The organism is Novosphingobium pokkalii (assembly GCF_014652855.1).
Lineage (GTDB): Bacteria > Pseudomonadota > Alphaproteobacteria > Sphingomonadales > Sphingomonadaceae > Novosphingobium > Novosphingobium pokkalii.
In genome coordinates this window covers 130,929-145,107 of record NZ_BMZP01000001.1, presented here as the reverse complement: position 1 = coordinate 145,107, position 14,179 = coordinate 130,929, and the positions used below count along the sequence as shown (strand labels likewise).

At 65.9% G+C, this 14,179-nt stretch carries 13 protein-coding genes; 8 read left to right on the top strand and 5 right to left on the bottom strand.

Annotated features, from left to right (window positions below; genetic code table 11):
• Positions 1-135: 135 nt before the first annotated feature.
• Complete coding sequence (locus tag IE191_RS00685; protein WP_191322421.1) at positions 136-1,449, bottom strand: MFS transporter; 1,314 nt, start codon at positions 1,447-1,449, stop codon at positions 136-138.
• Between the two features lie 167 nt (positions 1,450-1,616).
• Between IE191_RS00685 and cyoA the strand changes: the two genes are divergently transcribed.
• The 7 genes from cyoA to IE191_RS00650 all read left to right on the top strand — a co-directional run bounded on the left by cyoA (position 1,617) and on the right by IE191_RS00650 (position 8,582).
• The gene (gene cyoA / locus IE191_RS00680) at positions 1,617-2,819 is read left to right on the top strand and encodes a ubiquinol oxidase subunit II (protein WP_191322420.1); all 1,203 of its coding nucleotides are present in this window, start codon (positions 1,617-1,619) and stop codon (positions 2,817-2,819) included.
• Between the two features lie 71 nt (positions 2,820-2,890).
• Positions 2,891-4,936, top strand: coding sequence for a cytochrome o ubiquinol oxidase subunit I (cyoB, locus tag IE191_RS00675; protein WP_191322419.1), 2,046 nt, complete (start codon positions 2,891-2,893; stop codon positions 4,934-4,936).
• Positions 4,933-5,589, top strand: a complete 657-nt coding sequence (gene cyoC / locus IE191_RS00670; RefSeq protein ID WP_191322418.1) for a cytochrome o ubiquinol oxidase subunit III — start codon at positions 4,933-4,935, stop codon at positions 5,587-5,589. Before cyoB ends, cyoC begins: the two co-directional genes overlap by 4 nt.
• Positions 5,586-5,999, top strand: coding sequence for a cytochrome o ubiquinol oxidase subunit IV (gene cyoD, locus IE191_RS00665; protein WP_191322417.1), 414 nt, complete (start codon positions 5,586-5,588; stop codon positions 5,997-5,999). The genes cyoC and cyoD overlap by 4 nt, the downstream gene beginning before the upstream one ends.
• A gap of 2 nt (positions 6,000-6,001) precedes the next feature.
• The gene (locus tag IE191_RS00660) at positions 6,002-6,715 is read left to right on the top strand and encodes an SURF1 family protein (protein WP_191322416.1); all 714 of its coding nucleotides are present in this window, start codon (positions 6,002-6,004) and stop codon (positions 6,713-6,715) included.
• Positions 6,712-8,016, top strand: a complete 1,305-nt coding sequence (locus IE191_RS00655) for an ATP-binding protein (protein ID WP_229815001.1) — start codon at positions 6,712-6,714, stop codon at positions 8,014-8,016. Before IE191_RS00660 ends, IE191_RS00655 begins: the two co-directional genes overlap by 4 nt.
• Before the next feature lie 2 nt (positions 8,017-8,018).
• Positions 8,019-8,582 (top strand): response regulator transcription factor, encoded by a 564-nt coding sequence (locus IE191_RS00650; RefSeq protein WP_191322415.1) that lies wholly within the window; start codon positions 8,019-8,021, stop codon positions 8,580-8,582.
• 117 nt (positions 8,583-8,699) lie between these two features.
• Here the strand turns inward: IE191_RS00650 and IE191_RS00645 are convergent, their stop codons facing one another.
• Together IE191_RS00645 and IE191_RS00640 are read right to left on the bottom strand one after the other, a co-directional pair.
• Positions 8,700-10,742, bottom strand: coding sequence for a M3 family metallopeptidase (locus IE191_RS00645; RefSeq protein WP_191322414.1), 2,043 nt, complete (start codon positions 10,740-10,742; stop codon positions 8,700-8,702).
• Positions 10,743-10,814: 72 nt separating this feature from the next.
• Entirely contained in the window at positions 10,815-11,681 is an 867-nt protein-coding gene (locus tag IE191_RS00640; protein WP_229815000.1) for a LysR family transcriptional regulator, read from the bottom strand.
• Positions 11,682-11,809: 128 nt separating this feature from the next.
• On the opposite strand from IE191_RS00640, the gene IE191_RS00635 reads away from it, so the two are divergent.
• Complete coding sequence (locus IE191_RS00635; protein WP_191322413.1) at positions 11,810-13,312, top strand: CoA-acylating methylmalonate-semialdehyde dehydrogenase; 1,503 nt, start codon at positions 11,810-11,812, stop codon at positions 13,310-13,312.
• Between the two features lie 25 nt (positions 13,313-13,337).
• On the opposite strand, the gene IE191_RS00630 is transcribed toward IE191_RS00635, so the two are convergent.
• On the bottom strand, positions 13,338-13,817 hold the full coding sequence (locus IE191_RS00630; protein ID WP_229815040.1) for a GNAT family N-acetyltransferase: 480 nt from the start codon (positions 13,815-13,817) through the stop codon (positions 13,338-13,340).
• Between the two features lie 8 nt (positions 13,818-13,825).
• A complete protein-coding gene (locus tag IE191_RS00625) occupies positions 13,826-14,119 on the bottom strand; it encodes a type II toxin-antitoxin system TacA family antitoxin (RefSeq protein WP_191322411.1) in 294 nt (97 codons plus the stop codon).
• Positions 14,120-14,179 lie beyond the last annotated feature (60 nt).

Below are 14,179 nucleotides of genomic sequence, written 5' to 3'. Positions count from 1 at the left end.
TGGTGGATACCTTGCGTGAGGCTTCGCACCACCCCCCAACCCCCTCCTCTGAAGACGAGGGGGAGATAGATACAAAAAGGGCGGTTCGGAATGATCCGAACCGCCCTTTTTCGTGCCGTATGCCGGCCGCCGCGATCAGTTGGTCGCGGCGGTCCGGTTGGCCCAGAGCGCCACGATCGTGCCGGCCGCGCCCGAAAGCAGATAGGCACCCGAAGCCAGCAGGCCATAGTTGGCCGAGAGCCACAGCGCCGCATAGGGCGCAAAGCCCGCGCCCAGCAGCCAGGCAAGGTCGCTGGTCAGCGCCGAGCCGGTGTAGCGGTGGCGGGTCTCGAACGCATCGGCCACCGCGCCCGAAGACTGGCCGAACGACAGGCCCAGCAGCAGGAAGCCGGTGAGCATGAACGAGATTTCGCCGGCAATGCCGATGCCCAGAAGCTGCGGCGCAAAGCCCGAAAACGCGGCAATCGCGGCGGCCGAGAAGCCGAGCAGCGTGCGACGGCCAACGCGATCGGCCACCAGGCCCGAGACAATGATGGCACCCACGCCCACGGCGGCGGCAACCGCCTCGATGGTCAGGAAGCGGGTCGGCTCTTCCGAGGTGAAGATGAACACCCACGAGAGCGGGAACACGGTGACCATGTGGAACAGCGCGAAGCTGGCGAGTGGGGCGAAAGCGCCGATCACGATGGTCTTCCACTGTTCGCGGATCGTGACGAGCGCGCTTTCGGCAACCAGGTCACGCGATTCGAACAGGCGCTGGAATTCCGGCGTCACCACGATGCGCAAGCGCGAGAACAGCGCCACCACGTTGATCGCGAAGGCCACAAAGAACGGGAAGCGCCAGCCCCACGACAGGAAGTCCTCCGCCGGCAGCGAGGCCGTGAAGAACGCGAACAGCAGGCTGGCCACGATCAGGCCCAGCGGCGCGCCGAGCTGCGGGATCATGGCATACCAGCCACGCTTGCCCTCCGGCGCATTGAGCGCGAGCAGCGAGGCAAGGCCGTCCCAGGTGCCGCCAAGGGCAAAGCCCTGGCCCAGGCGGAACAGCGCCAGCAGCAGCACGGCATTGCGGCCCAGTTCGGCATAGCCGGGCAGGAACGCGATCGCCGCGGTCGAGCCGCCCAGGCCGAACAGCGCCACCGTCAGCTTGAAGCCCCGGCCATAGGCGCGGTCGAGCCACATGAAGAACAGCGAACCGACCGGACGGGCGATGAACGCCAGCGGGAACACCGCGAACGAGGCCAGCGTCGCGTTGAGCGGATCGAGATAGGGAAAGAACACCTTCGGGAACACGATCACCGAAGCAATCGCATAGACGAAGAAGTCGAAGAACTCCGACGTGCGCCCGATGATCACGCCGATGGCGATCTCGCCGGGGGAAATCGGGCCGTGGCCGGCGTGGGAATCGCTCCCCAGCTCGGCGTTGTAATCGACTACGGACGCAGTCATGACTGGCACAAACTCCTTGGCTTCCGCGCATTTCTAGCAAACGCGCCGAATGGCCGGCCGCACGGGCAACCTGCCTTTGACATGCCCTATTGTCTTTGTGCGGCCGCGAAGGGGATTGGACAAAATGTCCTATCGTTTGCACCGCCTGTCGCTTCTAGTTGCGCGACATGCGTGCGAAACTCCTGAATCGGGCGCGCCTGCTGCGCTGCGCCATCGTCCCGCTCCTGGCCCTGCCGCTTGCCGGCTGCGACTGGGTTGTGCTCAACCCCGCGGGCGACGTTGCCCGTCAGCAGGGCAATCTGGTCATCGTGGCCACCTTGCTCATGCTGCTCATCGTGGTGCCCGTCATGGCCACCGTGGTGCTGTTCGCGTGGCGTTATCGCGCCACCAACACCGAGGCCAAGTACGATCCGGACTGGAACCACTCCACCCAGCTCGAACTGATGATCTGGGCCGCGCCCCTGATGATCATCATCGCGCTTGGGGCGGTGACCTGGGTCGGCACTCACCTGCTCGACCCCTATCGCAACATCTCGCGCATCGACGCGCAGACCCCGATCGCCGCCAACGCCAAGCCGCTGGACGTCGAGGTGGTGTCGATGGACTGGAAGTGGCTGTTCATCTATCCCGAACAGAACATTGCCACGGTCAATGAACTGGTGGTTCCGGCGGGCCGCCCGCTGCGCTTCCGCATGACCTCGTCCACCGTGATGAACACCTTCTATGTCCCGGCGCTGGCCGGCATGATCTACACCATGCCCGGCATGGAAACCAAGCTCCACGCCGTGTTCAACCAGGAAGGCGCGTTCAAGGGCATCTCGGCGCACTACAGCGGCGCCGGCTTCTCGCACATGCACTTTGCCACGCGCGCCGTGTCCGACCAGCAGTTCGCCCAGTGGGTGGACAGCGTGAAGGCCAACAAGAACGACGGCGAACTGACCCGCGCCGCCTATCTCCAGCTCGACAAGCCCAGCATTGCCGAGCCGGTGCATCACTATGCCGGCGTCACGCCCGACTTGTTCAACGCCGTGGTCGACCTGTGCGTGCAGCCCGGCAAGATCTGCATGAGCCAGATGGCCATGCTCGATGCCAAGGGCGGCGTGCCCAAGGAAGCCGCGCGCCTCAACGTGGCCGCGCTGACCTATGACAAGGACGGCCGCGCCACCGAGGCGCCCGTGCTGCCCGGCAGCGTGGTTGCCCAGACCGACCGCTTCGTGAAGGCCTATTGCAGCGACAACCGCCCGATGGCGGCGCCCAATGCCGATACGCAAGCGCCCAAGACGCTCGATCGCCTGCGCGGCGCGGGGATCAACCAGGCAACCGGCCCGCGGGTCAGCCTGGCCGGCCCCCTGTTGCAGCCTGCCTCTTGAGGCAGGTTGCCGATCCCACACGCCGTACCAGATTTGATCCGGCCCCGTTTTTCTGACCGATGGATACCGCGATGACCGCTGTCCCCCTTCCAACCACTGCCCCACCGCAGTGGTCCCCGCTTCTGGGACGCTTCTCCCTTGAGCAGCTTCCCTTCCTCCACGAACCGATCGTGGCGGCCACCTTTGTCGGCGTGATCCTTGGCGGGATCGCGCTGGTCGGTGCGCTCACCTATTTCCGTCTCTGGGGTTATCTCTGGAAGGAATGGTTCACCAGCGTCGATCACAAGAAGATCGGGATCATGTACATGGTCCTGGGCCTCGTGATGTTCATGCGCGGCTTTGCTGATGCGATCATGATGCGCCTCCAGCAGGCGATCGCGTTCAACGGCAGCGAAGGCTATCTCAACCCGCACCACTATGATCAGGTGTTCACCGCCCACGGCGTGATCATGATCTTCTTCGCGGCGATGCCTTTCGTCACCGGCCTGATGAACTATGTCGTGCCGCTGCAAATCGGCGCGCGCGACGTCTCGTTCCCGTTCCTCAACAACTTCAGCTTCTGGATGACCACGGGCGGCGCCGTGCTGGTCATGGCCTCGCTGTTCCTGGGTGAGTTCGGGCAGACCGGCTGGCTGGCGTTTCCGCCGCTCTCGGGCCTGGCCTACAGCCCCGGCGTCGGCGTGGACTATTACATCTGGTCGCTCCAGGTGGCGGGCGTAGGTACCACGCTTTCGGGCATCAACCTGATCGCCACGATTATCAAGATGCGCGCCCCGGGCATGACCCTGATGCGCATGCCGGTGTTCACCTGGACCGCGCTGTGCACCAACGTGCTGATCGTCGCTTCCTTCCCGGTGCTGACCGCCGTTCTCGTGCTGCTCTCGCTCGATCGTTACGTGGGGACCAACTTCTTCACCAACGACTTCGGCGGCAGCCCGATGATGTACGTCAACATGATCTGGATCTGGGGCCACCCGGAAGTCTACATCCTGATCCTGCCGATCTTCGGCGTGTTTTCGGAAGTGACCTCCACGTTCTCGGGCAAGCGCCTGTTCGGCTATACCTCGATGGTCTACGCCACCGTGGTGATCACCATCCTGTCGTACCTGGTGTGGCTGCACCACTTCTTCACGATGGGCTCGGGCGCCAGCGTCAACAGCTTCTTCGGCATCACCACGATGATCATCTCGATCCCGACGGGTGCCAAGCTGTTCAACTGGCTGTTCACGATGTATCGCGGCCGCATCCGCTTCGACCTGCCGATGATGTGGACCGTGGCGTTCATGCTCACCTTCACCATCGGCGGCATGACCGGCGTTCTGCTCGCCGTGCCCCCGGCCGACTTCGTGCTGCACAACTCGCTGTTCCTGATCGCGCACTTCCACAACGTGATCATCGGCGGCGTGGTGTTCGGTACGTTCGCGGCGATCAACTACTGGTGGCCCAAGGCCTTTGGCTTCAAGCTCAACCAGTTCTGGGGCAAGGTCAGCTTCTGGTGCTGGGTGCCCGGTTTCTGGATCGCCTTCACCCCGCTCTACATCATGGGCCTGATGGGCGTGACCCGCCGGACCCGCGTGTTCGACGATCCCAGCCTTCAGCCCTACTTCATCGTGGCGCTGCTCGGCGCGCTGCTGATCGCCGCCGGCATCGGTGCGATGATCGTGCAGTACGGCGTGTCGATCTGGAAGCGTGAAGCCCTGACCGACGAAAGCGGCGACCCGTGGAACGGCCGCACGCTGGAGTGGGCCACCAGCTCGCCCCCGCCGGCCTACAACTTCGCGTTCACCCCGATCGTCCACGATCTTGACGCCTGGGAAGACATGAAGCGCGCCGGGGTCGGCCGTCCGCTCGAAGGCTTCCGCCCGATCCACATGCCCAGCAACACCGGCGCGGGCGTGGTTCTTGCCGGCATCAGCACCCTGCTCGGCTTCGCGCTGATCTGGCACATCTGGTGGCTGGTCGGGATCTCGTTCGTGGCCCTCCTGGTCAGCGCGATCACCCACACGTTCAACTACAAGCGCGATTACCACATCCCGGCCGAGGACGTTGCCGCCGTCGAGGCGCAGCGCACGGCCCAGTTGGAACGCCTTGCCCAGACCCAGGGAGCCACCGCATGAGCGATGCGACCCATCATCAAGACGTATCGGCTCCTCTTCCCGCCTCGCTGACCAAGCTGGGCAAGTTCTGGGACTTGAACGAGCACGATCATCCCGAAGGCCACAGCACCATGCTGGGCTTCTGGATCTACCTGATGAGCGACTGCCTCATCTTCGCCATGCTGTTTGCAGCGTTCGGCGTGCTCGGCGGCAACTATGCCGCCGGGCCCGGCCCGCGCGAGTTGTTCGAACTGCCCCTGGTGGCGGTCAACACCTCGATGCTGCTGTTCTCGTCGATCACCTATGGCTTTGCCATGCTGGCGATGCAGCGCGGCTCGGTCAGCCAGACGCAGATGTGGCTGCTGATCACCGCCGTGTTCGGCGCGGCGTTCCTGTCGATCGAACTCTATGAATTCGCCAACCTGATCCACGAAGGCGCCACGCCCCAGCGCAGCGCGTTCCTCTCGTCGTTCTTCACCCTGGTTGGCACCCACGGCCTCCACGTCACGTTCGGCCTGATCTGGCTGTTCACGCTGGTGGTCCAGGTTTCGCGCAAGGGCCTGATCCAGGCCAACAAGCGCCGCCTGATGTGCCTGTCGCTGTTCTGGCACTTCCTCGACGTCGTGTGGATCGGCGTCTTCACCTTCGTCTACCTGATGGGGATGCTGCGATGAACGCGAAGAACTACAACGACCTGGCCCACCGCCACGCGCATGGGGAAGCCAATCCCCATGCCATCGGCCACGGCCATGGCCACGATGAAGCCCACGGCTCGCTGCGCGACTACGTGATCGGTTTCGTCCTCTCGGTGGTGCTCACCGCCATTCCGTTCTGGCTGGTGATGAGCGGCGCCATTGCCGACAAGAGCACCACGGCCCTGGTCATCGCGGCCTTCGCCGTGGTCCAGGTGATCGTCCACATGGTCTACTTCCTGCACATGAACGGCAAGGCCGAAGGGGGCTGGAACATGCTGGCCCTGATCTTCACCGCCGTGGTCGTGCTGATCGTCATCTCCGGCTCGATGTGGGTGATGTACCACATGAACGCCAACATGATGCCGATGCACATGGAACAGATGGACTGACCATGACCACGCAAACGGGCAGCAGGCAGCGCTTGCTGCCCGTTTCGATTCTGCTGGTGCTGGCGCTGGGCTTTGCCGGGCTGGGCATCTGGCAGATCCAGCGCCTCGCCTGGAAAGAGGCGCTGATTGCCGATGTGACGCGCGCGCTCCATGCCGCGCCCATCGCCCCCGATGCGGTCCCCGCCGGGCCGATCGACAAGCTCTCCTATCATCGCGTCGCGCTTGCGGGCCACTTCCTGCCTTCCGCCACGGTTCTGGCCACGGCCACCAGCACGCTGGGCAATGGCTATTGGGTCATGGTGCCGCTTGCTGAACCGGGGCAGTTGCCGATCTGGGTCAACCGTGGCTTCGTGCCGCTGGGCACCAAGCTCGATGCCGTGCGCGCCGCCGTCCCCACCGGTCCTGTCGCGATCGTGGGCCTGATCCGTCCCAGCGAGCCCAAGGGCACGTTCCTGCGCGCCAATCGGCCCGAGGCGGAGCGCTGGTATGCGCGCGATCTGCCGGTCATGGCCGCGCGCCGGGGCCTTGCCACCGAGCCGCGCTATTTCCTCGACGCGCAGAGCGAAACGCCGCGCCCCACGGCGTCACCGGTGCCCGTGCCGGGCCTGACGATCGTGGCCTTTCCCAACAACCACCTGTCCTATGCGCTGACCTGGTTTGCCCTCTGCGCCCTCTCGCTTGGCGCGGCAATCATGGTATGGCGCAAGGCGCGATGAGCGCCACCCAGCCCCCTTCCACCCCGCGCACGATCTATCCGGCGGCCAGCGCGCGCAACATGGCGCTGCTGGTGCAATTGCGCTGGGTTGCGGCGGCGGGCCAGTTGATCGCCATCTGGGTCAGCGTCCAGATCCTGGGCGTGCGGCTCGATGTCGCGCCGCTCGTGGCCGTGCCCTTGCTGATGGTGGTGATCAACGGGCTGACGCTGCTGCTCGATCGCGGGCGCGAGGGCTACAGCCACGTCGAACTGCTCGGTGCGCTCACGCTCGACATGCTGGCCCTGGCCTGGCAGCTCTATTTCAGCGGTGGCACGTCGAACCCGTTCACGTTCCTGTTCCTGATGCAGATCGTGATCGCGGCGATCCTGCTGCCGCCCAACTGGAGCGCGATCGTCGCGGTCATGGCCGGCCTGATCGTGGCGCGTCTCGCCTTCGTCCACCGCCCGCTGGACCTGCCCACCGGCACGTTCGACGGCACGATCGAGCTGTTCCAGCTCGGCAATCTGGTCTGCTTCGTGCTGGTCGCGGCGCTGCTGGTGTTCTTCGTGATCCGCATGGACCGCAACCGCCGCCAGAGCGAGACCGCGCTGGCCGCGCTGCGCCAACAGGCCACCGAAGAACAGCACATCGTCCGTCTCGGCCTGCTCGCTTCGGGCGCGGCGCACGAGTTGGGCACGCCGATGGCGACGATGTCGGTGATCCTGGGCGATTGGCAGCGCCACCCCGCGATCATCGCCGACCCCGACTTGCGCGACGAGTTGCAGGACATGGCTTCCGAACTCAAGCGCTGCAAATCGATCCTCTCGGGCATCCTGCTCAGCGCCGGGGAAGCGCGCGGCGAAAACCCGCAGATCACCACGCTGGGCGAATTCCTGGAAACCATCGCCGCCGAGTGGAACGAGCGCGGCCACGGCGCCATCCGCCTGCGCAACAGCATCGAGGCCGACCTGTCGATCGTGGCCGATCCGGCGCTGCGCCAGATCATCGGCAACGTGATCGACAATGCGCTGGAAGTCTCGCCCGATTTCGTCGAAATCCGCGCCGAGATGGCAGCCGGAGACATCGTGTTGACCGTGCTCGATCTCGGCCCCGGCTTCGCGGCCGACATGCTCGAATCGATCGGCCGCCCCTACAATTCCACCAAGGGTCGCGACGGCGGCGGGCTTGGCCTGTTCCTGGTGGTCAACGTGGTGCGCAAGCTGGGCGGGCGGGTCGAGGTGAAGAACCGTACCGCGCGTGGCGCCATGGTGCGCCTGGAAATCCCGATGGCCTCGCTCGCCTATCGCACGGGGGAAGGATGATCATGACCGATCCCGAACTGGAACTCACCGCGCAGGATGAAGCCCTGCCCCTGGTGATCGTGGAAGACGATCCCGCCTTTGCCCGCACCCTGCGCCGCTCGTTCGAGCGACGCGGCTATGCGGTGGAACACGCCGCCAGCCCCGAAGAGCTCGAGGCCCTGCTGGAAAGCCATGATTTCCAGTTCGCCGTGGTGGACCTGAAACTCGGCACCGGATCGGGCCTCACCTGCGTGCAGATGCTGGCCGAACGCGATCCCGAAACGCGCATCGTCGTGCTGACCGGCTTCGCCTCGATCGCCACGGCGGTGGAAGCGATCAAGCTGGGCGCGGCGCACTACCTCGCCAAGCCTGCCAACACCGACGATATCGAGGAAGCCTTCGGCCGCGTCGGCGGCGATCCCACCGTGCCGCTCGATACGCGCAAGACTTCGATCAAGACGGTGGAGTGGGAATATATCCACTCCACCCTGGTGGAATGCGATTTCAACATTTCCGAAGCCGCCCGGCGCCTGGGCATGCACCGCCGCACCCTGGCCCGGAAACTGGAAAAGCGGCCTTTGCGCTAAGGTTGCGCAGGGCCCCGGCTCGGAGGCCGGGGCGACGGAACAAGAGCAATTGAGCCAACGCGGTCGTCGCCCCGGACTTGATCCGGGGCCCTCCGCAACCTCACCCCTTCAAACCCATCAAGCCGCCAACCCGCGCACCCGCAGCAGGGCCCCCGGATCGGGCGCACCCCCGCGAAACGCCACGTAATTGTCCATGGCCGGCCGCCCGCCGCCCTGCGAGAGCACTTCGCGCCGGAACGCCGCGCCCAGTTCCGCCTGGCGTTCGGGCGCCGCAGCAAACTGTTCATAGGCGTCTGACGAGAGCAGCTCGGCCCAGAGATAGGAATAATACCCCGCCGCATAGCCGCCGGCAAAGATGTGGCTGAACGCATGGGCAAAGCGGTTCCACGCCGGATAGCGCATCACTGCCACTTCCGCGCGCACCGCATCGAGCAAGTCCTGCACGTCGGGCGCCTCGCCCGCCGCACGGTGCAGGCGCATGTCGAACAGCGCGAACTCGATCTGGCGCAGCACGGCGAGCGCGCCCATGAACCCGCGCGCGGCGTTGAGGCGGGCGATCAGATCATCGGGCAGCGGCGCGCCGGTGTCCTCGTGGGCCGAGGCTGCCTTGAGCACGGTGGCATCGAACGCGAAGTTCTCCAGGAACTGGCTGGGCAATTCCACCGCATCCCATTCCACCCCGCTAAGCCCGCCGATCGAAGGCAGGTCGCCCTCGCCCAGCAGGTGGTGCAGGCAGTGGCCCATTTCGTGAAACAGCGTCACCATGTCGGCATGCTGGAGCAGCGCGGGCTTGCCCGGCGCCGGCTTGGCAAAGTTGGTGACGAGATAGGCGATCGGCATCTGCGCCTGGTCGGCGGCGCGGCTCGGCGAGCGGCATACGTTCATCCAGGCCCCACCGCGCTTGCCTTCGCGGGCAAAGAAATCGGCATAGAGGCAGGCGAAGGGCGCATCGGCACCGGGACGGAACAGGTCGAAGCGGCGCACGTCGGCATGCCACAGCCCCTCGCCCGGCGCTTCGCGGAAGACCACGCCGAACAGCCGCTCGACATGGCCGAACAGCGCGGGCAGCACGCGGTCGAGCGGCAGGTAGCGGCGGATTTCCGATTGGTCGAGCGCGTGGCGCGCCAGGCGGGCCTTTTCGGTGGCATAGCCGATATCCCACGGCTCCAGGCTGTCGATACCCAGCTCGGCGCGGGCAAATTCGCCCAGATCGGCCAGTTCGGCCTCGGCCAGCGGGCGGGCACGAGCGGCAAGGTCGGTCAGGAATGCTTCCACCGCCGCCGGGCTCTCCGCCATCTTGGTGGCCAGCGACAGGCTTGCAGCATCGCCTTGCCCCAGCAGGTCCGCCGCCCGTGCGCGCAGCGCCAGCAGCGCGGCCATGCGCGGGCCATTGTCGAATTGCCCCGCATTCGGCCCCTGGTCCGATGCGCGGGTGGCATAGGCGTGCTGCACCTCCTGCCGCAGCGCGCGATCCTGGGCATAGGTCAGCACGGCGACCACCACCGGGGCATGGAGCGTAATCAGCCAGCCCGCGTCATGCCCCTTGGCCTGGGCCGCGGCGGCCATGCCGGCAAGGTCGGCCTCGGGAACGCCGGCAAGGCGCGCGGGATCGGTCACGTGCAGGCTCCAGGCCTCGGTCGCGTCCATCACGGCGTTGGCATATTCGGTGGATAGGCGCCCCTGCTCCACCTGGTTCTCGGCAAAGTCCTGCGCGTCCTGCCCCTCCAGCGCCACGCCGGAAAGCTCGAAATCGCGCAGCGCCAGTTCGCGCGCGCGGGCACCCAGCGGATCGAGCGCGCCCGGATCGATCGCGCGGATCGCCTCGTAGAGCGCGCGGTCCTGGCCCACGGCGGCAAAGTGCCCGGCAATCAGCGGCTGCGCCTGGGCATGGGCGGCGCGCAGTTCGGGCGTGTTGGCCACGGCCAGCAAGTGGCCGACAACGGTCCACGCCTCGCCGATGCGGCGGTCCGCCTCTTCCTTGAACGCCAGCATGGCCGGATCGCCGGCGCGGGCGACGCACTGCGCCATGGCCTGCTGGTGCGCGGCAATCGCCGCCGTCACCGCCGGCACGATCTCGTCGGCGCGGATCGCGGCAAAGGCAGGCTGGTCGTGCGCGGCAAGCAGCGGGAAAGCGGTGTCGAGCGTGGCAAGGTCGGTCAAGGGAGCGCTCCGGGCAATTGTCTTGGAAACCAGATAGGAAGGCGTCTTGCGGTTGTCTGCCCCGGCAAGGGCTTATTTTACGTTGCCGCTCATCGCATGGGCCACTTCATCCAGGAACTCGGCCACGGCTCGCACGCGCGGCAGGCGGCGCAACTCGGCATGGACCACCAGCCAATAGGCGCGCGGCACGGCCACTTCGGGCAGCACCCGAACCAGCCCCGGATCACCCTCGGCCGCGAACGTGTGCAGCAGACCGATGCCGCCCCCCGCCTGCACCGCCGCCAGTTGCACCGTGGCCGAAGTGCAGCGGAACTGCGCCTGCACCCCCGGCGCCACTTCATCGAGATAGCGCAGCTCGGGCCAGTCGATCAGGTCGTCGATATAGGAAATCAGCCGGTGCCGCCCCAGGTCGGCCACGGTTTCGGGCACGCCGTGCTGCGCCAGATAGGCCGGCGCGGCATAGAACCCCACGGTGAACGGCGCCAGTTGGCGGGCATAGAGCCGCCCGCGCGGCGGTCGCTTGAGCGTCACGGCCAGGTCCGCCTCGCGCTGCGACAGGCTGACCGCGCGGGTTTCTGGCGCCAGTTCCAGCACGATGCGCGGATGCCGCGCCATGAACGCCGGAATGCGCGGCGCCACCAGATAGGTGCCGAACGCCGCCGGGGTCGCCACGCGCACGGTGCCGGTCAATTCGGTGTCAACACCGCCCAGCGCGCTGTCCGCCGCATGGGTTTCCGCCTCGATCCGCTCGGCATGGAGCAGCAGGGCGCGGCCCGCCTCGGTCAGGCGCGCGCCGCTGGGCGATCGATCCACCAGGCGCGCGCCCAGCCCGCTTTCCAGCCCGTCGAGCCGGCGCGACACGGTGGAATGGTCCAGCCCCAGCGCGCGCGCCGCAGCGGTCAGCCGGCCATGGCGGGCTACTTCCAGAAAGATCCTCAAATCATCCCATTGGCGAATGCGCATGGTGCTCCTGCAAATCTGCACAGCCTGTTTGGCGAAAATGCCAGTATCAGGATATTTGCGCACGGGATACAAGCAGGCATCCCTTTTCCGCCGGAGAGTTTGCCATGCGCCAGATCGACCATTTCCTCAACGGAGCCGCCGTTGCCGCCACCTCTGGCCGCAAGAGCGACGTTTTCGATCCCAACACCGGCGAAGTTCAGGCCCAGGTCGGCCTGGCCAGCGAAGCCGACGTGGACCAGGCCGTGGCCCTGGCCGCCAGCGTGCAGCCGGAATGGGCCGCGCTCAACCCGCAGCGCCGCGCCCGCGTGATGTTTGAATTCAAGCGCCTGATCGAGCGCGACATGGACAAGCTCGCCCACGCCCTTTCGGCCGAACACGGCAAGGTGATCGCCGATGCCAAGGGCGACGTGCAGCGCGGGCTGGAAGTGATCGAGTTCGTCTGCGCCATCCCCCACCTGCTCAAGGGCGAATATACCGAAGGCGCCGGGCCGGGGATCGACGTGTTCTCGATGCGCCAGCCGCTCGGCGTGGTGGCCGGGATCACCCCGTTCAACTTCCCCGCGATGATCCCGCTGTGGATGTGCGGCCCGGCGCTGGCCACCGGCAACGCCTTCATCCTCAAGCCGTCGGAACGCGATCCTTCGGTGCCCAACATGCTGGCCGCGCTGTTCATCGAGGCGGGCGGCCCGGCCGGCCTGTTCAACGTGGTGCATGGTGACAAGCTGGCGGTGGACGCCATTCTCGACCACCCGCGCATCAAGGCGGTCAGCTTCGTCGGTTCGTCCGACATCGCCAACTATGTCTATCAGCGCGGCGCCCAGGCGGGCAAGCGCATGCAGTGCATGGGCGGCGCCAAGAACCACGGTATCGTCCTGCCCGATGCCGATTTCGATCAGGTCGTCAGCGACATTCTCGGCGCGGCCTATGGCTCGGCGGGCGAACGTTGCATGGCCCTGCCGGTGGTGGTGCCGGTGGGTGACAAGACCGCCGACGAACTGCGCGCCCGCCTGGTCGATGGCATCGCCGGGCTCAAGGTCGGCATCTCCACCGATCCGGCCGCGCACTATGGCCCGGTCGTCACCGCCCAGCACAAGGCGCGGATCGAAAGCTATATCCAGATGGGCGTGGACGAAGGCGCCGAACTGGTCGTGGACGGTCGCGGCTTCTCGCTCCAAGGCTATGAAAATGGCAATTTCCTGGCGCCCACCCTGTTTGACCGGGTGACTCCGCAGATGCGCAGCTACCAGGAAGAGATCTTCGGCCCGGTGCTCCAGATCGTGCGCGCGCAGGATGTCGACGAAGCGATCGCGCTGGCCACCAACCATGCCTATGGCAATGGCGTGGCCATGTTCACCCGCAACGGCGCGGCGGCACGCAACTTTGCCGCCAAGGTGGAAGTGGGCATGGTCGGCATCAACGTGCCGATCCCGGTGCCGGTCGCTTATCACAGCTTCGGCGGGTGGAAGCGTTCGGGCTTTGGCGATCTCAACCAATACGGCATGGACGGCGTGCGCTTCTACACCCGCACCAAGACCGTGACCCAGCGCTGGCCCAGCACCGCCGGCGACGTGGTGGACCAGAGTTTCGTCATCCCGACGATGAAGTAAGCAGGCCCGGGAAAGATCGCGGCGCTTATGGTTCCAGCGCCGCGATCAGGGTTTCGACAGGCAGGAACAACGTGCGGCTGTCTGCCGGATACTCCAGGAATTCAGCGCATTTCAGGTAAAAGCGCCGGGCTTCCTCACTCTTGGCATGAACCATCACCGCGCCAATTCCGATCGATTGGGCGGCCAGGGCAATGCGCCGCAAGGCATCGGCCAGAAGATCGGCGCCCAAGCCTCGCCCGGCATGGCGCCGATCCACCGCCAATCGGCCGATGATGGAAACCGGAATCAGATCGGGTGCATTGCGCCGCAACCGCGATGGGGCCGCGTGCCGCTCGACCGCGCCTGCCAGAATGCAGACATAAGCCACCACGCGCTGGCCATCGCACACCACATAGGTGCGCGCATAGCGGCCTTCATTGCGGCGGGCGCGGTTCTGCAACCAGATGTTCAGCGCTGGCTCGCCGCAATCGAAGCCTTCCACCACATGGCTGTCCGCCAAGGGCACAGGTGGGATCAAACGTCCCGCTGCCACGCCGGCACCCGCTGCATCAACGCCTGAAGTTTCGGCCCGGGCGCGGGTGGATTGTCCAAGGCTGCCACGAAAGCGGCATGGTCAGCGTTTTCAAGAGCGAAGAGTCGCTGATCGAGCAGGACGTCGATGGCTTGGCGACGGGCGCTTTCGATCATGAATTCGGTGCGGGTCTTGCCCAGGATGGCCGCCGCCTCGTCGATCAACTGGCGCGTGGCAGCCTCGATCCGCAGGTTGATGGAGCCTTTGCCAGGCACGGCTTGGGGCGAATGATCCATGCCTTAGGATCACGCATCGTATAGACAATGTCAATACAACACCTGATCTGTCCCCACCTG